This window comes from Peribacillus sp. NPDC096379 (assembly GCF_044762875.1).
Lineage (GTDB): Bacteria > Bacillota > Bacilli > Bacillales > DSM-1321 > Peribacillus.
Genome location: NZ_JBIWFD010000004.1, coordinates 164,385 through 188,110 on the forward strand (window position 1 = coordinate 164,385; position 23,726 = coordinate 188,110).

Genomic DNA, 23,726 nt, shown 5'->3' on the forward strand with positions numbered 1-23,726 from the left:
TAAAAGGTCTTTCCTTTAGTCATAGATTATAGCTAGGGTTATTTTTTTAGACCAAGCATAAATATTTAACTCAACATCAAGTTTGTTTCCCTTGGGAAACTTTTATACTTTATATAATATTATGCTCTTGTCATTTTGTAAACAATAATTTGATAATTTTAAATTAAATAACGTATTATTGTTTACAGATTTTTGTTTGAACGGTATTAGATATCTATTTTGTTGACAATAGAAGAGATTAATTAATGACAAACTTTTAAGATTTCACATTATAAAAGCGAATGGTTCTAAAATGAAAAAGAAATTACTCCAGTTAATAAAAAAACATAGGAAGAAATACGGGAAAAAGTAGATCAAAAAAAGGGTCAGACCCAGCAACAACTAAATACAGTATAGGATAAGCGTTCCTACATACTGATTTAGAGTGCGAGTCAGACCCTCATTACATCTCTTGTATTTAATTATCCTTCTTTAGGCTGCATTTTGGAAATAACAATACATACTAATTTTGTGGAATTCATTTAGGATAAATTTAAAAGTCGATAAAGCCTTTTAAAAATAATTTCCATTAGCCTGAATGAAAATAATAGTTATTATCAATACTATAAATAGGAAAAGGATGTCCTAGATAGATCAACCCCACAACTACGACAAACAATTTACACTGTAGTGGATAAACTGTTTGTTGTGTGCTCGGCTAGACCCATTGGACATCCCCTCAATCTTTACTTAAACTTCAGGTACAAATGTTTTGCAATCCGTTTCTTCACTATTGGATGCGTGTTTGCCCTTATTACTTACTACGTAAATAGATTCTGCTTGACAATGGTTTCCCGAACTCCAATACTGACAGTTATTTACCTCACATAGAACATCTTGAGCCATGGTATCACACCCCCTCCTTTGTTATCTTTAACAAAATTAGGAAAGTTAATACTATTGCGTAAACTCATTTTGGATGATCGCCCATCCAATTTACTCCTAGACCATAAAAAACATCCATGAGCGACTACACGCAACCCAACGATGAAAAGAATTCAGGTTCTCCAATTGCATCACCTTACGAAGGTGGGTATCTGCGCTGATTTTGCGAAGTCCCGCCTCTTTTTTCATCTGGCTTTATTTGAGTGCATCTGCAAACCTTTTTATTCCTTCATTTATGTTCTCTTCATTCTCTCTAGCAAAAGTGAATCGTGCATAACATTTTTTAGTTCCCATCATAGACCCGGGAACATAAATAACTCCTCGATTTATAGCATTTTCCAATAATTTCATTTCATCCACATCTCTTTTTAATTGGCACCAAATATGGATTCCACCTTGAGGAATAGTAAACTCCACTTGATCTTTTAGAAAATAATTAAAACTTGATACAATTTGATTGCGCCGCTTTTCTAATTCCTTTACTAATTTCTTGAGATGAGAATGAAAATGCTCTGATTCTAAAAAATCGTTAGCGATCCATTGGGTAAAGCTAGCATGTCCAAAATCAATTTGTTGTTTAGCATCAGATAATCTCTCTATTACCGATCGTGGTCCTATAATCCAGCCAATTCTTAAACCTGATGCTACGAACTTCGATAAAGAACTAATATATAGAACATTTCCGTGTTTATCCAGAGATTTTAATGTTGAAACTTCTTCTCCTTTAAAAGACGTTAAACTATACGGATCGTCTTCCACAACAGGAATTCCATGTTCTGATGATATTTCTAAAATCGCTTTCTGCTGACTCTCTTTTAGCAAAGTTCCAGTTGGATTTTGAAAAGCTGGATTTAAAAATATCATTCTTATACGATGTTTTTTATGTAATTCCAGTAACTCATTAGGATCTATACCATTGTCATTTACTGGTAAATATAAAATTTTTAAACCTGCTGATTTAAATATTGGGAGATTATAATGATAGGACGGATCTTCAATCACCACTGCATCACCAGGCTTTAATAAGCATTGAACGACTAGGTGTAAAGCTTGTTGTGCTCCAGAAGTAATAAGTATGGATGATGGATTTGTTTCAATATTTCGGAATCCCTTCACATGCTTTGTAATGGTAGTCCTTAATACTGCATTACCCTGTGGATGATCATAACCTAGCCTACCGATAAAAGACCGAGTTGAAGTAATTTCCCTTAAGGCGTTCACTGGAAAGAGGTCCTCCGATAATTCACCACTGGCTAAATTGATTAATTTTTGCTCTTCCATCTCTTTACGTATTCTTTGAGTAACCGGTAGATTAGGTAAAAATGAACCTGCTTCAATGTATCTGTTCCAACTAGGTATACGTTTTTTAGTTATCCCCCATATATCCTTACTTATAGTGGTACCACTTCCATGATTACGTTGAATGAGACCATTTGATTCAAGCTCATCATATGCGGCTACAACAGTACTCCTATTTATATTTAGCTCTTTCGCTAAGTATCTCTCAGAGGGTAGAGGTTTATCTGGGGGGAAAGTTCCATCAGCAATGCCATTCTCAATATACTCAGCAATTTGTTTATAAATCGGTTTTTTAGCTTTTCGATCAATGTTCCAGTCCATTTATTTGCATCCCTTTTTAAAAACTCTTTTTAAATATTGTACCCTAATTCTCCTTACTTTTATCTTAGATTCAATCATTATAAATAACCTATTGAGTCATCACGACTAATAGGTTATTTACGTTAATTTCTACTAAACGGAAAAACTAATATACGCACCAAGTGCAATGATAGACAATAGAATAACGATGACATATATGAATGTTAAGTTTGTAATATTTTTTTAGTAGAGCCACTATAATTTTTGTTACTCTTACTCACTTCCCATACTGATCCGACAAAAGCAATCAACATTTTCATAGTCCACTTCTTTATTGTATTTTTATAAAGTGAACCTTCAATCAGTGGGGGGGGTTTACTGCCCGTTAAAGCGGAATAAAAAGTTCTATCAAAATGCCCATATATAATATTTCATCTAATTTATCACTATAAAATAATTTGCAACACTTGTACCCATCCACTTTTTAATGAATTTTACCATCCACTTGATTGTTTACACCATTTCCCTTCATATTTAGCTATTAATAAAAGCCCATATATCAAGTTATTTAAAGATTTTAGAACCCGATTAAACAGCTAAATATCCGGTAAAAAAAAGTTTTTCTTATTTGAACAATTAGTGACACATCTCATATTTAATTGCATTTTAAAATTGGTGTCTTTATTATAAAAATCAACAATAGTGAATCAGTTAAACGATCAAAACGATTTCATTTTCACTGGAACTAAAAAAGGAGTTAATATAATATGACATGGACTGTTGTTATTAGTTTAGTAATTGGATTTATTCTCAAATTTTTACTTAGTCCTCCAAGTGCAATGGTGGGATGGGTCATAGGTAAATTTGAACTTCATCCAAAACTTGATTCAAAAGAGGTTACTGTAACATTTAACGGAAAGAATTTAAAAGAGGAAGAAAAAGTTAGATTTACTGACTATTTTAATGAAGCTAACTTTTTAAAAAAATATTATATATTTCCAGGCAATGAAAAATTATTTTTACATCCAGAGACTAATGTTACTCCATTTGTCATCAACGTAAAAAAAGGCAAAAAAGATGTTAATTTCTTTGTTTATAATTACGATAATCACGTTGATGTAGTCAAGCAGTACAAAGAGAAAGTTGTTTCTTATAGTCTTAGTTCTGATAATCTACAAACATTTACTATGTCAACTAAGGGATTAGCATAAATGTAATAAAGTGAAACTTCAATCAGTGGGGGTTTCTTTGTTAATCCCGTTCTACTGTCGCTAAGATCGCAGCGACAGCTTCGATCAATCGACAGTACGGACCCGAATCAATGAATCACAGACTAAGTGCGCCGCGTCCTGCGGCAATGTTTGTGTGACCCACATCCTGTGAGCCTCAACTAAACCTCTGCGCAACTCTCGGTAAGTTTCACTGTATCTCACCAATCGGGCTTTTACATTAAAAAGCAAGGCGACTGGTACAAGGAACGTCTCCTAAGATCGATCACGTCCTGTGAGCAACAGAGACGCCATCACATCCTGTGGTAGTCCGACAAGCATAAGCTGTAATACTCTGTGGCGTAGTTTGCCACAGAGTATTACAGCTTATTATGACCTCAGACGGGCTAGGAGCCACAACTAGATTACGGGCAGTTGTCCTAACGCTTCTTCGATTCCTCTAAGCCTTGAAGTGGGGTCTTGACTTTCCGTTAATACGGGATAAAGCCTTTTAAAAATAATTTCCATTAGTCTGAATGAAAATGATAGTTATTATCAATACTATAAATAGGAAAAGGATGTCCTAGATAGATCGACCCCACAACTACGACAAACAATTTACACTGTAGTGGATAAACTGTTTGTTGTGTGCTCGGCTAGACCCATCGGACATCCCCTCAATCTTTACTTAAACTTCAGGTACAAATGTTTTGCAATCCGTTTCTTCACTATTGGATGCGTGTTTGCCCTTATTACTTACTACGTAAATAGATTCTGCTTGACAGTGGTTTCCAGAACTCCAATACTGACAGTTATTTACCTCACATAGAACATCTTGAGCCATGGTATCACACCCCCTCCTTTGTTATCTTTAACAAAATCGAGAAAGTTAATACTACATATCTAACGTTTTAAGTATCTTTACATGTATTCAAATCATTGTTAGATAAGTCCCAGAGTTGCATCTATAACTTTTTAGAAAAATTACCTCCAGCTTCACAATAAAAACGGACTTGCCATAATCGGCAAGTCCGTGTATCAATTCGTATTTAGCCACCAACAATATGTATTTGGTGGAGACGGTGGGAATCGAACCCACGTCCAGACATAACGGCACTTAAGCTTCTACGAGTGTAGTCGACATATTATTGTTTCGCTTACTCATTTGCCTATCGACAGGCGGCAGAGCAGCTAGTCTGATTGGTCTCTTCCTTCATCCTCAGACGGTGGAATCCGGCGTAGCCCACTTAGAGTGAGTCCCTTACCCTACCACATGGGCCATGGAGGGAGGAACCGCTATCGACTGTTATTAAGCAGCGAAAGCGAAGTTGTTGTTTTGTTTGCCAGTTATAGGCGTTGACGTTTTAACGAGGCCGATCCCCTCGACTCGCAACCTAAGCTCGAACTATCCCTGTCGAATCCGTAGCGTCCCCAATATAAGAATGGAGCGTACGAGAGATGAATCAAAAGCTTTTTGCTGATATTCAGTTGTCATCATCGGTACAAGATTTATTATAGCAGATTCCACGAGAAAATCAATTGTAAGGTTTTGCAAATACCTACATCTTTTGCCGATCTCTAAATGCACGCTCAATGTCTCGTTTCGCTTCTTTCCTTTTCAAATCTTCACGCTTATCATATTGCTTCTTCCCTTTACCAAGTCCGATTAACACTTTGGCAAAACCATTCTTCAAATATACTTTCAATGGAACGATTGTGTACCCTGTTTCCTTCGTTTCTCCGATCAGCTTATTGATTTCTTTACGGTGAAGTAGCAGCTTTCTCGTACGGAGCGGATCATGGTTATAACGGTTTCCCTGCTCATACGGGCTGACATGCATATTGTGTAAATAGAGCTCTCCTCTTTCAATCTTCGCAAAGGAATCTTTAAGATTCGCCTTGCCAGCACGAATGGCTTTAATTTCTGTTCCTTGCAGCACGATTCCTGCTTCAAACGTTTCTTCTATAAAATAGTCATGATAAGCTTTTTTATTTTGTGCTAATTGCTTTCCTGTGCCTTTTGGCATCTTGATCTCCCCTTCAAAAAACTAGTCCGCGTCCCAAAAGGGGTTAAACCTGCATTCCATACATAGTTTTAGTGTTATTCAGCTGACAATGTATAGTTGCAGGCTCTGACCGTTTTTGGGACAGCTTCCCTACATTTTATCCCGCATTAACGGAAAGTCAAAACTCCCTCTAATTGGAGTTTCATTTTATCTCTTTTTCGGTTTCTTCTTCCGTTTAGCAGCCGGAGCATTTTCGAAGAATTTTTTCTTCTTTTTCGATTTACGTGCAGATCCCGATCCTTCACTGCTCGTTGCACTTCGTTTTCTGCCGCCTTGACTACTACCTCTACGGTTTCCACCTTTACTGTCGTCTTGATGATCCCCTTTACGACGCCTGCTGGTACCTGCATTCGCTTTAAAGATTTTCTTTTCTCCAGATATACGCGGACGGCTATTAATCATACCAAGGATTTCAAAGTCCACTGCACGTTCATCTTTGTTTACATTCGCCACACGAATGGAGATTTCATCACCGATTCGATAAACTTTCGCTTTGCGTTCCCCAATCATCGCTAGCTGTCTTTCATCGAAGCGATAATAATCGTCAGACATCGCACTGACATGGACAAGCCCTTCAATTGTATTTGGAAGCTCAACGAACATCCCAAAATTGGTAACAGAACTGATAATTCCTTCAAATTCTTCGCCAATTTTATCGAGCATAAATTCTGCCTTTTTCAAATCATCTGTTTCACGTTCCGCATCTACGGCACGGCGCTCACGTTTCGACGTATGGTCAGCAATTTCATCAAGCTGTGCATCCCATTTCGCTTGTGTGGCGTCATCCATTTTCCCTTCAAGCAAATAAGTCCGTATGAGTCTATGGACAATTAAATCTGGGTAACGACGAATTGGCGATGTAAAATGTGTATAGAACTCTGTAGAAAGTCCAAAATGTCCTAGGCTATCTGGGTCATATTTTGCTTGTTGCATCGACCTTAGCATGACGGTTGAAATGACCATCTCTTCAGGCTTGCCTTGTACTTCTTCAATAATCGATTGTAATGCTCTTGGATGGACTGAATTCGCACTGCCCCGAACAATATAGCCGAAGTTTGTAATAAATTCAAAGAATCGTTGTAGCTTTTCTTCCTTAGGATCTTCATGGATCCGATAAATGAACGGAACCTTCAGCCAATGGAAATGCTCTGCAACTGTTTCGTTTGCCGCTAGCATAAATTCTTCAATAAGACGCTCTGCAACAGACCGCTCGCGAACGACAACATCATTCGGATGTCCATCTTCATCAACAAGAACTCTGGCTTCTTTAAAATCAAAATCAATTGCGCCACGTTCCATTCGTTTTTTACGAAGAATCGCAGCTAATTTCTCCATATTTTGAAACATCGGAACGAGCGGTTCATAGCGTTCCATTAATGCTTCATCTTGATCGACAAGGATTTTTCTTACATCATCATATGTCATTCGTTCGGTTGTTTTAATCACACTTTCAAAAATCTCGTGATTCACGACCTGACCTGCTTCATTGATTTCCATTTCACATGATAATGTGAAACGGTCGACTTTCGGATTCAATGAGCATATGCCGTTTGACAAACGATGTGGAATCATCGGAATCACTCGGTCTACTAAATAAACACTCGTCCCTCTTTCAAACGCTTCACGGTCAAGTGGTGAATTCTCTGTTACATAATGGCTAACATCCGCAATATGTACACCAAGCTTATAATGGCCATTCTCAAGCTGCGTCACCGTAACAGCATCATCCAAGTCTTTGGCATCGGCTCCATCAATCGTTACTAGTGTCTCATTTCGCAAATCACGACGATTGCCTATTTCGCTTTCGGAAATGGCATCAGGAACGGCATGGGCTTGCTCCAAGACATCCTTCGGAAATTCGAGCGGTAATCCGTGCTTGTGAATAATGGATAAAATATCAACACCTGGATCATTTTTATGTCCAAGTATTTGAATAACTTCTCCTTCAGCACTCGTTCTACCTTCAGGGTACGATGTTAAACGAACAACGACCTTATGACCTTCCACTGCACCGCCAGAAACATTTTTAGGAATAAAAATGTCATTCGCAATTTTCTTATCATCTGGGATCACAAAGCCAAAGTTCTTGCTTTCTGAATACGTCCCGACAACTTCTGTGATGCCCCGTTCGATAATTTTTTCAACTGTACCTTCTTTTCTAGAACCTGAACTTTCTGTTGCTACTCTTACTAAAACAATATCGCCATGCATCGCATTTTTCGTTTCGTTCGGCGGAATGAAAATATCATCGCTTCCAGGTTCGTCCGGTGTGACAAATGCAAAACCTTTCGCATGCCCAGATAACTTTCCGCGGATTAAATTCATTTTTTGCGGCAAGCCATAACGATTGGCACGTGTGCGGATGACAAGCCCTTTTTCCTCCATTTTCACAAGTGCTTTAACAAAGCTTTTGAAGTCAGCAGAATCTTCAATACCTAATGCTTCTTCTAACTCCTGTACTGTTAATGGCTTGTATGCTTCTTCCTTCATATAAGAAAGAAGCTTATCCATATAATCACGGATTTGATCTTCCATCATAATCCCTCCTTAGTAGGGTAATTTATTATTAATTAAAGGTTATTTAGACCAGTCTAAGCCTTCTAAAAACTGATATACGTCTTCATGAAGCTGTTCCTTCTCTTTATCAAATGTAATGATATGACCAGATTCTTCATACCATTTCAGTTCCTTTTTATCTGATTCCACTTCATTATAAATAATATTGGCACTATCTGTATTAATCATCGTATCATGCCTACCTTGAACGACGAATGTCGGAGCATACACATGGTCGATATGATCCCGAACATCTGCCATAAGTGCTCGTAATGCTTCTAGCGTGTTCATCGGCGTCTTCGCAAACTGTTCCATTTCCATTTCAATTTGTTCAGGCGTTTTTCCTTCATGTTTTTTAAATTCTCTTGCGTATGCCAAAACACCTTGATACATCTTTTCTTCACTCTTTAAATACATCGGTGCACACATCGTTACAATACCCTTTACAGGTACAGTGTAACCTAATTTTAGTGAAAATACCCCTCCCAAGGATAGGCCGGCAACCGCAATTTCATCATGACCTTGAGCTTTTAGAAAATCATATCCCATCATGACGTCTTTCCACCAATCAGAAGGACCCGTTGAAACAAGTTCCTCCGGTGGAACGCCATGCCCTTTATAATGAGGAGCGTGGCTTGTATACCCCCGTTTTTCTAAATAGCGCCCTAGCATTCTCACATCTGAAGAATTTCCTGTAAAACCGTGTAATAAAAGAACAGCACGCTTTCCACCTTCAAAGTAAAAAGGCTGAGGTAACTTCATTTTCATTGTGTAAAAACTCCTTTATTCTTAATCAATACACGTCATTTTTCTTTTAATCAATCGATTGATTAACATGTAGATGGAACGGAAAAAAACTCCATTTATCCTTATATGTACTATCCTTTTATCTTTTTAACTAATCGTTTGATTAAATCGTCCTATTAAATATTAAAACAAAAAAAGCAAATTCCAGCTATTCGAAAGACTCTAATTGGGTAGTATAAGAGTATGAAACTAATTTATGCTTAGTTTTACCTACATAGAAAAAATTACCATTGTTTCTTTCCGTAAAAAAAGCCTGGCCATTAAGCCAGACGATTTCTGAGATCTTAAATTATAATCCAACGTACGTTACCGCTAGTGTCAAAATAAAGAATAACACAGATAGCACAATCGTTAATCGATGTAAGACTAAATCTAGACCACGAGCCTTTTGTTTCCCAAACAACTGTTCAGCACCACCGGCAATTGCACCAGATAATCCAGCACTTTTTCCTGATTGAAGAAGAACACTTGCAATCAAACCTATTGAAACAATAATTAAAAGTGTTACCAATACGGTATGCAACATGAATTATACCTCCCGAAACAATTAAGCATTGCTTTAACTTTACCACATTGTCGGCTTCTCTACAATAAACGAATGGAGAAAAGGACAAGTAAACAATCTTCTAACGAAATGAGGGATTCTATGTTTCATAAGTTCATCCGACTATTAGATATGATCGCTCTTTTCTTTTCTATTATCGCCGTATATGCCATCTTTCACTCTGGTAGTATGAATATCGTAAATATCCTATTTATCGTAATTTCGCCCATTTTGCTTCTTTTATCAAAATTCAAAGGAAGTCGAACCTTATTGTTTTTTGCCTATGTATGCAGTTCAATCTTTTTCCTGTCCGTTTTGTATAATGGCTTTTTCACTCAACAGGATTTTTTTCATTCTGGCCTTTTCGCTGTCGGTATTAGTTTATTAGCGATTGTCTTTAGTATCATCGCTGCCGTCATTGGTTTTGGGACAAGCACGTTAACGATTGTTTGGCTTACGCTACACGGACTCATTGCTTATGAAGCCTTTCAATTAGGTGGCTCAAGTGGCTTTTTAGACGCCTTCTGGTCACAAACAACGATTGAAACGGCCATTTCGGAGAATTATGCATTCCTGCTCATGTTTGTATGGATTGGGTTATTTCTTGACAAATACGAGAAAGCAATTGTTCGCGAGTACGTTTCCAGGTAATAACACGTACTTATTGTTTCATTTCAATTAATTTTATGTTATATAAGTATAATGACCAGTTAAATTGGAGGCTTTAAATATGTCAAAAATCAGCATGACCACCATGCTTTTATCAGCGTTTTTACTCGTAACTAGTGGTTGTTCACATGATAAAAATTCTATGGTTAAAGAACCTACAACAGAAAAGGATAAGCCAGTTCAAGCAGAAAAATCTGATACTTCTTCGACCAAAGGCACGGCCAGTGCCGAACAGAATCCAGCCGTACCTGTTACTGTTATGGACCCTGATGCAATTCCTGTTCTAGTGAATAAAGAGAATATACTTCCGGATGACTATAAGCCGTCAGACTTAGTTTACCCAGATGTTCGATTCACTTTTACCGAAAAAATTGAGAAGCGAATGATGCGAAAAGAAGCGGCTGATGCGCTTGAGTTACTATTCCAAGCTGCCGACGAACAAGGAGTACCACTTGCGGGTGTATCTGCGTATCGTTCTCTAAAAACACAGACAAGCCTATTCAATCATTATGTTGAGAAAGATGGACTAGAAGCCGCTTTACTTTATAGTGCTACCCCTGGAACGAGTGAGCATCAAACAGGATTAGCCATTGATGTCACATCCTCAGATGGATCTTGTGCAGCAGAAGATTGCTTTGGAGAAACAGACCAAGCACAGTGGCTGATTGACAATGCAGCGACCTATGGATTTATCATCCGCTATGATGAAGGCAAAGAATCCATCACAGGCTACAAGCATGAGCCATGGCATCTTCGTTATGTTGGCAAAGAATTGGCTCAAGAATTAGCCGATCGAGACATTGCGTTAGAAGAATATTATCAATCTAGTTTGGCTGCTAAATAATAAGGAAACCGCTACACAAGAAGTTAAGCTACTTGCTCGAGACACAAATATTTAATCTCAATTCAAACCCGCTTACGCATTGTTACTGATGTGCAAGCGGGTTTTTGAATTCTTGAACACTAAACGAAAAGTAGAAGCTTTCTGTACACCGTATAGTAAGACTTCGATCTGAAATTGAGATTATAAGCGAGAATGAGCTCTTTTCGTTACGAATCGTGATTTATGCTCCACAGAAATCTAATTTAATAGGTCCGTTATCTTGACGAAGTACCAGATCGAACACTTTTCGAGCTAGATTTGAAATTTGTGTGCCAGATTTCAAATTTACATGCTAGTTTTACCTCTATTCGAGCCAAAATGAGGGGCAATCGCGCCAGGTTTACTCCTATTCGAGCGAGAATTCCAATTTGCGCGCCGGTACTGCATTTGATGGGAGCTTTTGCAGTAAATATGATAAAAAGCCTGCTTCTCGTCAGAAGCAGGCTTTTTTCAATTACAACTATTATTTTTTCAAGTTATAGAAAGATTTAATCCCAGCGTATACAGCTAATTCGCCAAGCTCGTCTTCGATGCGAAGAAGTTGGTTGTATTTAGCGATACGGTCTGTACGTGACATAGAACCAGTTTTGATTTGGCCAGCGTTTGTTGCAACAGCGATGTCAGCGATTGTTGCATCTTCTGTTTCACCAGAACGGTGAGAAACAACAGCTGTGTAGCCTGCGCGTTTTGCCATTTCGATTGCATCAAATGTTTCAGTTAATGTACCGATTTGGTTAACTTTGATTAGGATTGAGTTAGAGATTCCTTTTTCAATTCCTTCAGCAAGCTTCTTCGTGTTTGTAACGAACAAGTCATCCCCAACTAATTGAACTTTTCCGCCAATGCGGTCAGTCAATAGTTTGTGACCTTCCCAGTCGTTTTCATCTAAGCCGTCTTCGATTGAAAGAATTGGGAATTCGTTAACTAGCTCTTCGTAGAAATTAACCATTTCTTCAGAAGTTAAGCCAGTACGGCCTTCGCCAACAAGATCGTATTTGCCTGTTTCTTTGTTATAGAATTCAGAAGAAGCAACGTCCATACCAAGGTAAATATCATCACCAGCTTTATAGCCTGCTTTTTCGATTGCTTCAATAATCACTTCAAGTGCTTCACGGTTTGAACCAAGGTTTGGAGCAAATCCACCTTCATCACCAACTGCTGTATTTAAGCCTTTAGCAGAAAGAACTGATTTCAATGCATGGAATACTTCTGCACCCATACGGATTGCTTCTTTGAATGTTGGTGCTCCAACAGGAAGAATCATGAATTCTTGGAAGTCTACGTTGTTATCTGCATGAGAACCACCGTTAATGATGTTCATCATTGGAGTTGGTAATTGTTTCGCATTGAAACCACCAAGGTAACGGTATAAAGAAAGACCAACAGATTCTGCTGCTGCATGAGCCGCTGCCATAGAAACACCAAGAATTGCATTCGCACCTAGTTTTCCTTTGTTTTCTGTTCCGTCTAATTCGATCATTGCACGGTCAATTCCAGCTTGGTCTGTTACGTCAAAACCGATAATTGCTTCAGCGATAATGTTGTTTACGTTATCTACTGCGTTTTGAACACCTTTTCCAAGGTAACGAGATTTGTCTCCGTCACGAAGTTCTACAGCTTCGTGCTCACCAGTTGATGCTCCAGATGGAACAATAGCTCGTCCGAAAAATCCAGATTCTGTCATGATTTCTACTTCTACTGTTGGGTTACCGCGTGAGTCAAGTACTTCGCGTCCGTATACGTGTTGAATGAATGGCATAATAATTCGCTCCTTTTTTTTACAATCGTTTTATTTTGAAATGATAGATGTTCCTGTCATTTCAACAGGTTTTTCAACGTTAAGTAAATCAAGCATGGTTGGTGCTAGATCTCCCAAAATACCGTCCGTTCTTAATGTTACATCATTTTTCGTAACAATGACAGGAACAGGGTTTGTTGTATGTGCGGTCATTGGATTTCCTTCCAGTGTTACCACTTCATCAGCGTTACCATGGTCCGCTGTAATGATTGCCGTACCGCCTTTTGCAAGGATGGCATCAACAACCTTTCCAAGACACTCATCAACCGCTTCAATCGCTTTAACAGTTGGCTCTAGCATACCTGAATGGCCAACCATATCAGGGTTTGCAAAGTTAAGTAAGATTGCGTCAAACTTATCTGCGGCAATTTCGCCAAGTAATGCATCCGTTACTTCATATGCGCTCATTTCAGGCTGCAAATCATACGTAGCAACTTTAGGTGAGTTGATTAAAATCCGCTCTTCCCCTGGGAACTCCGCTTCACGTCCACCACTCATAAAGAATGTAACGTGAGGATATTTTTCCGTTTCTGCGATGCGCAGCTGGGTCAGATTATTTTGTGAAAGCACTTCACCTAACGTGTTATCAAGATTCATCGGTTTGAACGCTACAAAGCCGTCTACTGATTCAGAAAATAGAGTTAAGCAAACGAAATGAAGATTCTTCGGATGTCCTGGTCCACGGTCAAATGAGCGGAAATCTTTATTCGTAAACGTATTTGACGTTTGGATCGCACGGTCTGGACGGAAATTGTAGAAGATCACAGAATCTTCATCTTGGATCGTCGCAACCGGCTTTTCATCATCACCGATAATAACGGAAGGAAGAACGAATTCATCAAAAATTCCATTATTATAAGAATCCTCTACACATTCCTTAGCAGAACGGTAGCTAGGTCCTTCTCCGTACACCATGGATCGGTATGTTTTCTCGACACGTTCCCAGCGTTTATCACGATCCATACTGTAATAACGACCGGAAATCGTTGCAAATTGACCAACACCAAGCTCTTTCATTTTTGCTTCTGCGGCTTCAATGTAGCCTAATGCAGATTGTGGCGCTACATCGCGGCCGTCTAAAAATGCATGAACATAGACTTTCGTCAATCCTTCATCTGCAGCAAGTTTAAGAAGAGCAAATAAATGTTCAATATGGCTATGTACCCCGCCGTCAGAAAGCAAACCGAATAGGTGTAGGCTTTTATTCTTCGTTTTCGCATCGTTAATCGCAGCAAGGAATGTTTCGTTTTTCTCAAATTCTCCGCTACGGATCGCCACGTTAACGCGAGTTAAGCTTTGATAAACAATTCGACCTGCACCAATATTTAGATGACCTACTTCAGAATTCCCCATTTGGCCTTTAGGTAACCCTACTTCTTCCCCACTAGCCGTTAAATGGGCATGCGGGTATTGATTCCAATAACGGTCAAAATTGGGTTTATTAGCAGCAGACACAGCGTTTCCGACTGTTTCTGTGCGGCACCCGAAACCATCTAAGATGATAATCGCAACAGGAGATTTACTCATTTTTTCCACCTTCTAATAATTGCAAGAACGAATTCGGTTCAAGACTTGCACCGCCGACTAACGCACCATCGATATCAGATTGAGCCATATATTCTTTAATATTCTCAGGCTTTACACTGCCACCGTATTGAATACGAACTGCATCAGCTGTATTTTTCGAAAATTGACTTGCTACAACTGAACGGATATGCGCACATACTTCATTAGCATCTTGAGCCGTTGAAGATTTCCCTGTACCGATTGCCCAAATTGGTTCGTAAGCAATGACCGTGTTTTGCACTTGTTCTTCTGTCATACCTTCAAGTGCTTTTGCAATTTGATCGCCTACTAAATCGTTTGTCTTACCGCTTTCACGCTCTTCTAATGTTTCACCACAGCAAACGATTGGAACAAGATTATGTTTGAAAGCTGCTAATGCTTTTTTATTCACTGATTCGTCTGTTTCATTGAACATTTCACGACGCTCTGAGTGACCGATCACGACATAATTCACACCGATATCGTTAAGTGCTACAGGACTGATCTCACCTGTAAAAGCACCATTCTCTTCAAAGTGCATGTTTTGAGCTCCGATTTTCACTTCTGTTCCTTTTGCTGCTGTTACTAATTGATCAAGGAAAAGCGCTGGAGCACATACTACGGAATCCACTTTATCAGAAGAAGGTACAAGGGTTTTTACTTCCTCTATAAAGCTTTTCGCTTCAGATAGTGTTTTATTCATTTTCCAGTTTCCTGCAATAATTGGTTTACGCATAGTAGTCCCGTCCTTTCTTACGAATCTTATTTATCGTTTAATGCTACAACTCCTGGTAGTTCTTTACCTTCCATAAACTCTAGGGAAGCACCGCCACCCGTTGAGATATGTGACATTTTATCAGCAAGCTTGAATTTTTCAGCTGCAGCAGCAGAGTCGCCACCACCAATGATGCTGTAAGCAGATGAATCTGCAAGAGCTTGTGCAACTTGTTTTGTTCCATTTGCAAAGATGTCAAGTTCAAATACACCCATCGGTCCATTCCAAATAACAAGTTTAGAGTTGTTAATTACATCAGCGTAGATTTCGCGTGTTTTTGGTCCGATATCAAGTGCTTCCCAATCAGCTGGAATTGAGTCAATCGCAACTACTTTATTGTTTACATCCGGACCGAAGTCGTCTGCTACAATTACATCGACAGGCATATATAAATTAACGCCTTTTTCTTTTGCTTTTTGGATGAAAGATTGAGCAAGCTCAATTTTATCTGCTTCAAGTAGAGATTTGCCGATTTCATGACCTTCAGACTTAACGAATGTGTAAGCAAGACCGCCACCGATAATTAAGTTGTCTACTTTTTCTAGCAGATTTTCAATCACACCGATTTTATCTTTAACTTTCGCACCACCAATGATTGCTGTAAACGGACGTTCAGGATTAGAAAGAGCTTTACTAAGTACTTCTAATTCTTTTTCCATTAGCAAGCCAGCAACAGCAGGTATATAGTTTGCAATGCCTTCTGTTGAAGCATGGGCACGGTGAGCAGCACCGAATGCATCATTTACGTATACGTCTGCAAGCTCAGCGAAGGATTTAGCCAATTCTTCCTCATTCTTCTCTTCACCAGGATAGAAACGGACATTTTCTAAAAGTAGAACGTCTCCGTCTTCCATTTTTGAGATCTCCGCAGAAACAGCCGCACCATATGCTTCGTCTGTTTTACGGACGTCTTTACCTAATAATTCGCTTAATCTCTTAGCAACAGGAGTTAAACGTAATTCTTCTACTACTTGACCTTTTGGACGTCCAAGGTGACTAGCTAGAATTACTTTCGCTCCTGCATCAATTAGGTGCTGGATTGTTGGTAATGCCGCACGAATTCTTGTATCATCAGTAATTTGACCATCCTGCATCGGTACGTTGAAATCAACTCGGCAAAAAACTCGTTTACCTGCTACGTTAATATCCTTAATGGATTTCTTATTCATGACCAAATAACCTCCTTTAATTTTTGAAAAGCACAAACGCCTTAATCAGCTTCCGGAAAAATAGGGACTAAAACCATGAAGGCGTTCTTTGCCTTCTTTTAGGCAATCGTCTTTTTCACAGGATGCTAGGCGGTGGAGCTAGACAATTTCACTTGCTTTTATCAGTCAAAAAGGGAGAGGGCATAATCCCGTCTCCCCTTTTCACTGTTATTATAGATGTTTTTCGCTATTTTAGCCAAATATTCACAGGATTAATAATGTTTAATTTTTGTAAAGATTAAAGACCTTTTTTAGCGATGTAATCGATTAGGTCAACTACACGGTTTGAGTAACCAGTTTCGTTATCGTACCAAGAAAGTACTTTAACCATGTTACCTTCCATAACCATTGTAGACAATCCGTCGATTGTAGAAGAAACTGGAACACCATTGTAGTCAGTAGATACTAATGGAAGATCATTGTAAGCAAGAATGCCTTTTAATTCGCCTTCAGCAGCTGTTTTCAATGCATTGTTCACATCTTCAGCTGTAACGTCTTGATCAAGCTCAGCAACAAGGTCAACAATTGATACGTTTGGTGTAGGAACACGCATAGCCATACCGTTAAGTTTTCCTTTAAGTTCTGGTAATACAAGAGCTACTGCTTTCGCTGCACCTGTAGATGTAGGAATCATGTTCTCAGCTGCTGCACGTGCACGACGGTAGTCTTTGTGTGGAAGATCAAGAATTTGTTGATCATTTGTGTATGAGTGAATTGTTGTCATCATTCCACGTTTGATTCCGAATTTATCGTTTAATACTTTAGCAAATGGAGCTAAGCAGTTTGTTGTACATGATGCATTTGAAAGAACGTGGTGGTTAGCAGCATCATATTTATCTTCGTTAACACCCATAACGATTGTGATGTCTTCATCAGATGCAGGAGCAGAAATGATTACTTTTTTCGCACCAGCTTCAAGGTGTTTTGCTGCATCATTGCGCGCAGTGAAACGTCCAGTTGATTCAACAACTACTTCAACACCTAGTTCTCCCCATCCTAATTGTGCAGGGTCACGTTCTGCTAAAACTTTGATTTTATGTCCATCAACTACTAGGTAGTCTCCGTCAACTGATACAGTTTCTGCAAGTGTTCCGTGCACTGTATCATATTGAAGAAGGTGTGCAAGCATGTTTGCATCTGTTAAATCGTTGATTGCCACGATTTCCACATCCGAGTTTTTTAATGCTGCACGAAGTACGTTACGTCCAATACGACCAAATCCGTTAATACCAACTTTTACTGCCATAATAAAATTTCCTCCTTTATAGTTGAAAAGAATTTATTAAAATTATATAGTAAAGGGAAATTATCCCTTTATTAACTGTTGTGCCGCTGCTTCATCCGTAATTAATACCGTCGTCTGCGGGGCTCTTTTCATATAGGCTCGGATTGCTTTCACTTTAGATTCCCCACCCGCCACGGCAATTACCCGTTTAGCTTGGTCAAGATCCTCTAGCTGAATACCAATCGTTTGTACTTTGTGTACTACTTCTCCATTTTCGTTAAAGTAATATCCAAAGGCTTCACCTACTGCGTCCCGTTGTTTTAGGGACTTAATAATCTCAGCCGGGGACTTCCGTCTCTCCGCCATCGCCGTTGCGTCGCCAATTCCATGTAGAACGATAGTAGCTGATTTGATTAATGAAATAACATCTTTTATCATCGGTTCCTTCATAAATGATTGATAAGCTTCATCACTGACCTGATCGAGGAGATAGAGCACTTTATAGGCAGCATTTGTTTTTTCTGCCATTTTCGCAACGATCACATTAGCCTGGTTTTGAATTTCTTCGCCAAGGCCTCCTCGTGCCGGAACAAACAGAATATCTTTCCCGTTTGAATCTGGGGTTAACATCTTAGCCACTTCAGCCATTGTCGAGCCGCCAGTCACTGCAATGATATTTTTAGCCTTCCATTCCTTTTTCATACGGGCAGCTCCCGCTTTACCAAGTTCACTTTTGACCCATGATGATTGATCGCTGCTTCCAGCGACGATGATGACTTCATTAACATTTAATATTCGCTTAAGTTTTTGCTCCATTTTGTCTATACCCGATATTTCCCGCATGACACCTTCTAATTGCTCGAGAATCTCTACACCTTCAGCAGAAAGCGTCATTCCAGAGCTGAAAACCTCAATTAGGTTTTGATTTTTCAAGAAATCTACTTCACTGCGAAGCGTTCTTTCTGTCAAATCCAGACTGTTCGCTAAGCTACGGCGCCCTACAGGCTGCATGAACTTGATATAACGCAGGATATCATATCGTTTCTGCATAACCGCTAACAAATCGGGCAATACTTTCTTTTGTATGTCGAGCAATGGATTCATCGTTCGAAAACCCCTTGAGAATAAGTTGTGGACTATTTTCGTCCCGGTTAGACGTTTTACGTCCCACTCGGTCCAAAAAAAATCTTTCCTGCTATATGCTTATTCTAGCAGGAAAAAAAACGTTCTTCAACTTATATGCTAATTTTTATTTTTCCAGCAATAACAGGCCATTAAAACGGCAAAATGAATCCAGTTTATTTTATTATATAAAGTGGAACCTCAAAATAAGGGTCTTACTGCTCCGTATACGGAATAAAGTCTAATTTACCTTTCAGTTGACTTGAAATTACTGCTTAAGTTTCTTTTCCACTTTACAAAACTGACGTAATTTCCTTTCGTCAACTTGGCCATACTGTACAATCTCTCCTTGCCATTCAATAACTGGAATCATTAGTCCATACCGTTCAGTTAGCACATCATCCGTATAGATATCGATTTCCCTATACTTGAAGTTAGTATCTTGTTTTATTCGCTCTAGAATCATCTTTGCCTTATCACATAATGGGCAATTATTTCTTGTGTATAAGATCCATTCATTTTGTATCATGTACTATACATCCTTTTCATTCATATCTTTTCCGTTTTACGGAAGATGGGATCCCCAGTTGTTCACGGTATTTCGCTACAGTCCTACGTGAAAGAACGAATCCATGCTCATCCCGAAGAATTTTTGCCAGCTCTTGATCAGAATGTGGTTTTTGTTTATTTTCGAGTTCTATAATTGACTGTAATGCATTTCTCACCTTTGTACCTGATACATCTTCTTGTTCCGTTGATTGCAGAGCTGAGCTAAAGAAAGACCGCATCTCCACCGTTCCAAATGAAGTTTGGACATACTTGCCACGTACCACACGACTAACTGTCGACTCGTGGATTTCAAGGTCATCGGCAATTTCCTTCATTGTCATCGGCTTAAGAAAGCCTAAACCACGAAAAAAATACTCAGGCTGCTTCTCCACGATCTTTTTCATGACTTGTAATATAGTTTCCTTCCGCTGAAGAATTCCTTTAGACAGCCATTGATACTCTTGCCATTTTTCTTGTAAAAAGCGATTTACATTCGGATCATGATGGTTCTGCATTTTTTGCAAATAAGATTCATTCACACGAAGTTGCAGCGTATTTCCTTCATACTGACCAACACAAAACTTGCCATCTTTATATTCAACGACAACATCAGGTACAATATAGCTTGGCTTCTCAGAAGTGAATATGGCTCCAGGACGTGGGTTTAGCGTTTGTATATAATCAAATTCATCTTGAATCTCTTTTAAAGAAACTCCAAGTTCTTTCGTAAGCTCTTTCCACTTTTTATCAACAAACGGCAAAAAGTATGTACGAAGCAGCTTTTCCGCTAATGGTCTTTCGCAAGCTTGACGGACTTGAATCAGCAGGCATTCTTGAAGATTTCTGGCACCAATCCCGTGTGGTTCGAGTTGTAGCAGAATATCCAAGGCTTTAAATACAGCGCTTGCAGATAGACCAACCGAAACAGCTTCATTTTCCAAACTTATCCTCAAGTACCCATTTTCATCAATGTTACGAATAAGATGGATAAGCGCTTTCAATTCCATTTTATTTAACACATCCACACCGATTTGGGCAAGCAAATATTTTTCAAGAGAAGGAGCTTCATCACCAATCTGTTCAATCCAATTAGAAGATTTCCCTGTATTCTTTACCCGATTTCCCTTAAATTGATCTCTTGGTAACTCGTGGGAACCTGCTGATGATTCAATCGTTAATAAAGGATTTTCCAGCCACTTTGTCTCTAAATAGACTAACAATTCTTGCGTAGAAAACTGAAGTAATGCAATTGCCTGGCTTAACTCTTGCGTCATTGTCAATTTCATAACCTGTTGTTGATAGAGTCCCGGCTTCATATCCATATCTCCCTCTCCCTTTACCATTTTACACCATAAATATACAAGTGAATAGTGAAATGAAATGAAAACGCTTACGAAACAAAAATCGTAATAACCCAAGACCATCTCGACTTTAGAGCGAGGAAGTAACTTGCGGCTAAACCCTATAATTTACTTAAAATCTACTCATTCTATATCTATTCAAAAAAAGAAAAGGTCAGACCGCATACCTACAAAATACAGTATAATACGATATACTGTGTGTAGAATATAAAGTCAGACCCTTATGAGACAGTCTTTTACTAATGACGCCCTCGGCAGGAATCGAACCCACATCTCAAGAACCGGAATCTTACGTGCTATCCGTTGCACCACGAGGGCAGTAATAATTTTTCAACAAATTTTATTATATGTCAGTTTCACATTGTTTGCAAGTGGTAATGCGGTTTAAAGTACAGAAATTTGGGTAGTATGGATAACGTGGAAATGGAACCTAACATCCGAGCTCTAGATATCATAATTTGAGCTATAGAAACAGCTTTTTGGTTTTTGTCGAACGAAACATCTTCCTTTCGATTTGTTTTGTTTGACCTTAATTGACCATAAAGTGTATCATACATATATTAAGGATTTACCTATGAGAAATAACTTTTACTTAGAGGAGGAAATTAGCATGAATTTAATTCCTACAGTTATTGAACAAACAAGTCGCGGGGAACGTGCATACGATATTTATTCCCGTCTATTAAAAGACAGAATCATCATGCTTGGTAGTGCAATTGACGATAATGTATCAAATTCAATTGTAGCTCAATTATTGTTCTTAGAGGCAGAAAACCCTGATAAAGATATTACATTGTACATTAACAGCCCAGGAGGAAGCATTACCTCTGGAATGGCCATCTATGACACCATGCAATATATCAAACCTCAAGTTTCAACAGTTTGTATCGGAATGGCCGCTTCTATGGGCGCTTTCTTACTAGCAGCTGGTGAAAAAGGCAAACGATTCTCTCTTCCAAACAGTGAAGTGATGATTCACCAACCATTAGGTGGAGCACAAGGTCAGGCAACTGAAATTGAAATTGCCGCAAGACGCATTTTGTTCTTAAAAGACAAATTGAACGAAATTCTTTCCGAACGTACAGGCCAACCAATAGAGGTTGTTCAAAAAGATACGGATCGCGATAACTTCATGACAGCTGAACGAGCATTAGAATACGGATTAATCGACAAAGTCATCACTCGTATAGATGACGTTAAGAAAACTCTAGATAAATAATTGTACTAAAAAAACGCCGAAGCATTTAGCTCGGCGTTTTTTAGAAGCTACCTTTAAATTGAATTTTCTAAACCCCATCATAAGGATCTGACCTCACACTCTAAACCAGTATGTAGTGTTTCATACACGTATCTTATACTGGTTTTAGTTGTTGCGGGGTCTGACCCTTTAACTTAAATATATATCACCATTTTCAAGAATACAGATGCCAGTACGTTTGATTACATATACAAAAAGATGCCTAGCACATGTGAATTTGCAGCATGAAAGGATATTCTCCTCTTTACCTGTAAATCGGACATGTTTCTAAGCACCTTCATCATAACAACTTCAGTAATTTCCGTTGTTTGATTAATCATTCTTTACGCTTCTTGTTCAACAAATTGTTGAAGGGCACAAATGGCTTCTTCTTCATCTCTACCATCCACAATTAGTTGAATGATCGTTCCAGACCCAATCGCAAGACTCATTAACCCCATAATACTTTTCGCATTCACTTTTCTTCCATCCTTTTCAAGGAATACGTCTGATTTAAAACGGTTTGCTTCTTGTACAAATAAGGCAGCTGGCCTTGCTTGAAGACCTGTCTTCAGGCGGACCTCCACTTGCTTCTCAACCATATATTTTCCTCCTTCTTTATAACTTCTGGGCTACGAGACCTGCTCCGCCTCTCATTTTATCAGCGATTTCATCAATTTTTCGTAAGCGGTGATTAATTCCCGATTTGCTAATATTCCCACCTGAAACCATTTCCCCAAGCTCTTTTAACGTAACATCTTGATAAGCCACCCTAAGTTCCGCAATTTCACGGAGTTTGTCCGGTAAAATACCCAGACCAACCGTTTCGTTAATATACCGTATGTTTTCTACCTGCCTTAAGGAGGCACCAATTGTCTTATTTAAGTTCGCCGTTTCACAGTTCACAAGCCGATTCACGGAATTACGCATATCGCGAACAATCCGGACATCTTCAAACCGCAATAACGCTGAGTGAGCACCAATAATATTCAGGAACTCTGCTATTTTCTCAGCTTCTTTTAAATAGGTGATATACCCTTTTTTTCGTTCAAGGGTCTTCGCCTTGAGACCAAATACATTCATCAACTCACAAAGTGCATCATTATGCTCTTTATAAATGGAGTAAACCTCTAAATGATACGATGATGTTTCCGGATTGTTGACAGAACCACCCGCTAGAAAAGCACCTCTTAAGTAAGCACGTTTACAGCACTTCTTGGCAATAAGTTCTGGTGCAATACTATGATAAAATTCAAATCCTTTTCCAACGATTTTTAAGTTAGACAGTATTTCCTGCCCTCCAGAAGATAAACGAACAATGTAGACATTGTTTTTCTTCAGCTTCATTTTCTTTCGAACAAGCAATTCCATCTGCACATTATAATTTTTCTTTAGAAGCGTATAGATTCTTCTGGCAATCGCTGCATTTTCGGTTTGAATATCTACAACAAGTTTTTTATTCGAAAACGAAAGCGATCCATTCATTCTAATTAAAGCGCATAATTCAGCTTTTCCGCAACAATCCTTTTCTTCTAGTGTTGTTAATTCTTTTTTAGTTTCCGAAGCAAAAGACACAGATTCTCACCTCCAATCAGAAAAACTGTCACCGGTCCTTGGCTACAAAATCTAGTTATTTGAACAGACTCTTAT

General features: G+C 38.7%; 22 protein-coding genes, 1 tRNA gene and 1 other RNA gene. 4 read left to right on the top strand and 20 right to left on the bottom strand.

The features are described from left to right. Window positions 1-729 precede the first annotated feature (729 nt). Entirely contained in the window at window positions 730-885 is a 156-nt protein-coding gene (locus ACIQZI_RS18010) for a DUF1540 domain-containing protein (RefSeq protein ID WP_082675187.1), read from the bottom strand. A 234-nt stretch (window positions 886-1,119) separates the two neighbouring features. After that, window positions 1,120-2,544, bottom strand: coding sequence for a MocR-like pyridoxine biosynthesis transcription factor PdxR (gene pdxR / locus ACIQZI_RS18015; RefSeq protein ID WP_403075599.1), 1,425 nt, complete (start codon window positions 2,542-2,544; stop codon window positions 1,120-1,122). Between the two features lie 746 nt (window positions 2,545-3,290). Between pdxR and ACIQZI_RS18020 the strand changes: the two genes are divergently transcribed. Then, complete coding sequence (locus ACIQZI_RS18020; protein WP_062185754.1) at window positions 3,291-3,734, top strand: YfmQ family protein; 444 nt, start codon at window positions 3,291-3,293, stop codon at window positions 3,732-3,734. 685 nt (window positions 3,735-4,419) lie between these two features. Here the strand turns inward: ACIQZI_RS18020 and ACIQZI_RS18025 are convergent. The 6 genes from ACIQZI_RS18025 to secG all read right to left on the bottom strand — a co-directional run bounded on the left by ACIQZI_RS18025 (window position 4,420) and on the right by secG (window position 9,683). Next, the gene (locus ACIQZI_RS18025) at window positions 4,420-4,575 is read right to left on the bottom strand and encodes a DUF1540 domain-containing protein (RefSeq protein ID WP_082675187.1); all 156 of its coding nucleotides are present in this window, start codon (window positions 4,573-4,575) and stop codon (window positions 4,420-4,422) included. Window positions 4,576-4,802: 227 nt separating this feature from the next. Further along, window positions 4,803-5,164, bottom strand: a transfer-messenger RNA (tmRNA) gene (gene ssrA, locus ACIQZI_RS18030). Between the two features lie 126 nt (window positions 5,165-5,290). Further along, window positions 5,291-5,758: an SsrA-binding protein SmpB gene (gene smpB, locus ACIQZI_RS18035; RefSeq protein WP_062185752.1), complete on the bottom strand. Its 468-nt coding sequence runs from the start codon at window positions 5,756-5,758 to the stop codon at window positions 5,291-5,293. Between the two features lie 186 nt (window positions 5,759-5,944). Continuing rightward, window positions 5,945-8,332: a ribonuclease R gene (gene rnr / locus ACIQZI_RS18040; RefSeq protein WP_403076199.1), complete on the bottom strand. Its 2,388-nt coding sequence runs from the start codon at window positions 8,330-8,332 to the stop codon at window positions 5,945-5,947. A gap of 42 nt (window positions 8,333-8,374) precedes the next feature. Then, window positions 8,375-9,121 (bottom strand): alpha/beta hydrolase, encoded by a 747-nt coding sequence (locus ACIQZI_RS18045; RefSeq protein ID WP_403075608.1) that lies wholly within the window; start codon window positions 9,119-9,121, stop codon window positions 8,375-8,377. 328 nt (window positions 9,122-9,449) lie between these two features. Further along, complete coding sequence (gene secG / locus ACIQZI_RS18050) at window positions 9,450-9,683, bottom strand: preprotein translocase subunit SecG (RefSeq protein WP_062186041.1); 234 nt, start codon at window positions 9,681-9,683, stop codon at window positions 9,450-9,452. A 123-nt stretch (window positions 9,684-9,806) separates the two neighbouring features. On the opposite strand from secG, the gene ACIQZI_RS18055 reads away from it, so the two are divergent. Continuing rightward, window positions 9,807-10,355, top strand: coding sequence for a hypothetical protein (locus ACIQZI_RS18055; protein ID WP_403075611.1), 549 nt, complete (start codon window positions 9,807-9,809; stop codon window positions 10,353-10,355). A gap of 79 nt (window positions 10,356-10,434) precedes the next feature. Next, a complete protein-coding gene (locus ACIQZI_RS18060; protein ID WP_403075614.1) occupies window positions 10,435-11,217 on the top strand; it encodes a M15 family metallopeptidase in 783 nt (260 codons plus the stop codon). Window positions 11,218-11,719: 502 nt separating this feature from the next. On the opposite strand, the gene eno is transcribed toward ACIQZI_RS18060, so the two are convergent. The 9 genes from eno to ACIQZI_RS18105 form a co-directional block, all read right to left on the bottom strand. After that, the gene (gene eno, locus ACIQZI_RS18065; protein ID WP_062185742.1) at window positions 11,720-13,015 is read right to left on the bottom strand and encodes a phosphopyruvate hydratase; all 1,296 of its coding nucleotides are present in this window, start codon (window positions 13,013-13,015) and stop codon (window positions 11,720-11,722) included. A 30-nt stretch (window positions 13,016-13,045) separates the two neighbouring features. After that, the gene (gpmI, locus tag ACIQZI_RS18070) at window positions 13,046-14,581 is read right to left on the bottom strand and encodes a 2,3-bisphosphoglycerate-independent phosphoglycerate mutase (RefSeq protein ID WP_403075617.1); all 1,536 of its coding nucleotides are present in this window, start codon (window positions 14,579-14,581) and stop codon (window positions 13,046-13,048) included. Then, window positions 14,574-15,335 carry a triose-phosphate isomerase gene (gene tpiA, locus ACIQZI_RS18075; protein WP_403075620.1) on the bottom strand — a complete coding sequence of 254 codons (762 nt, stop codon included), beginning with the start codon at window positions 15,333-15,335 and terminating at the stop codon, window positions 14,574-14,576. The genes gpmI and tpiA overlap by 8 nt, the downstream gene beginning before the upstream one ends. 26 nt (window positions 15,336-15,361) lie before the next feature. Beyond that, complete coding sequence (locus ACIQZI_RS18080) at window positions 15,362-16,543, bottom strand: phosphoglycerate kinase (RefSeq protein ID WP_403075623.1); 1,182 nt, start codon at window positions 16,541-16,543, stop codon at window positions 15,362-15,364. A gap of 277 nt (window positions 16,544-16,820) precedes the next feature. Continuing rightward, window positions 16,821-17,828 (bottom strand): type I glyceraldehyde-3-phosphate dehydrogenase, encoded by a 1,008-nt coding sequence (gene gap / locus ACIQZI_RS18085; RefSeq protein WP_062185735.1) that lies wholly within the window; start codon window positions 17,826-17,828, stop codon window positions 16,821-16,823. 60 nt (window positions 17,829-17,888) lie between these two features. After that, the gene (locus tag ACIQZI_RS18090; protein WP_403075628.1) at window positions 17,889-18,911 is read right to left on the bottom strand and encodes a sugar-binding transcriptional regulator; all 1,023 of its coding nucleotides are present in this window, start codon (window positions 18,909-18,911) and stop codon (window positions 17,889-17,891) included. 286 nt (window positions 18,912-19,197) lie between these two features. Then, window positions 19,198-19,458 carry a glutaredoxin family protein gene (locus ACIQZI_RS18095; protein WP_062185731.1) on the bottom strand — a complete coding sequence of 87 codons (261 nt, stop codon included), beginning with the start codon at window positions 19,456-19,458 and terminating at the stop codon, window positions 19,198-19,200. A gap of 16 nt (window positions 19,459-19,474) precedes the next feature. Continuing rightward, window positions 19,475-20,800, bottom strand: coding sequence for an RNA polymerase factor sigma-54 (rpoN, locus tag ACIQZI_RS18100; RefSeq protein ID WP_403075631.1), 1,326 nt, complete (start codon window positions 20,798-20,800; stop codon window positions 19,475-19,477). A 285-nt stretch (window positions 20,801-21,085) separates the two neighbouring features. Then, a tRNA-Arg gene (locus ACIQZI_RS18105) sits at window positions 21,086-21,157 on the bottom strand. 292 nt (window positions 21,158-21,449) lie between these two features. On the opposite strand from ACIQZI_RS18105, the gene clpP reads away from it, so the two are divergent. Then, window positions 21,450-22,058 carry an ATP-dependent Clp endopeptidase proteolytic subunit ClpP gene (gene clpP / locus ACIQZI_RS18110; RefSeq protein WP_062185727.1) on the top strand — a complete coding sequence of 203 codons (609 nt, stop codon included), beginning with the start codon at window positions 21,450-21,452 and terminating at the stop codon, window positions 22,056-22,058. Window positions 22,059-22,279: 221 nt separating this feature from the next. Here the strand turns inward: clpP and ACIQZI_RS18115 are convergent, their stop codons facing one another. The 3 genes from ACIQZI_RS18115 to whiA are packed head-to-tail and all read right to left on the bottom strand — an operon-like array spanning window position 22,280 to window position 23,651. Continuing rightward, window positions 22,280-22,417, bottom strand: a complete 138-nt coding sequence (locus ACIQZI_RS18115) for a hypothetical protein (protein WP_403075634.1) — start codon at window positions 22,415-22,417, stop codon at window positions 22,280-22,282. Between the two features lie 3 nt (window positions 22,418-22,420). Beyond that, window positions 22,421-22,678: an HPr family phosphocarrier protein gene (locus tag ACIQZI_RS18120; protein ID WP_049683129.1), complete on the bottom strand. Its 258-nt coding sequence runs from the start codon at window positions 22,676-22,678 to the stop codon at window positions 22,421-22,423. Between the two features lie 16 nt (window positions 22,679-22,694). Further along, window positions 22,695-23,651: a DNA-binding protein WhiA gene (gene whiA / locus ACIQZI_RS18125; protein WP_062185725.1), complete on the bottom strand. Its 957-nt coding sequence runs from the start codon at window positions 23,649-23,651 to the stop codon at window positions 22,695-22,697. Window positions 23,652-23,726: the final 75 nt, after the last annotated feature.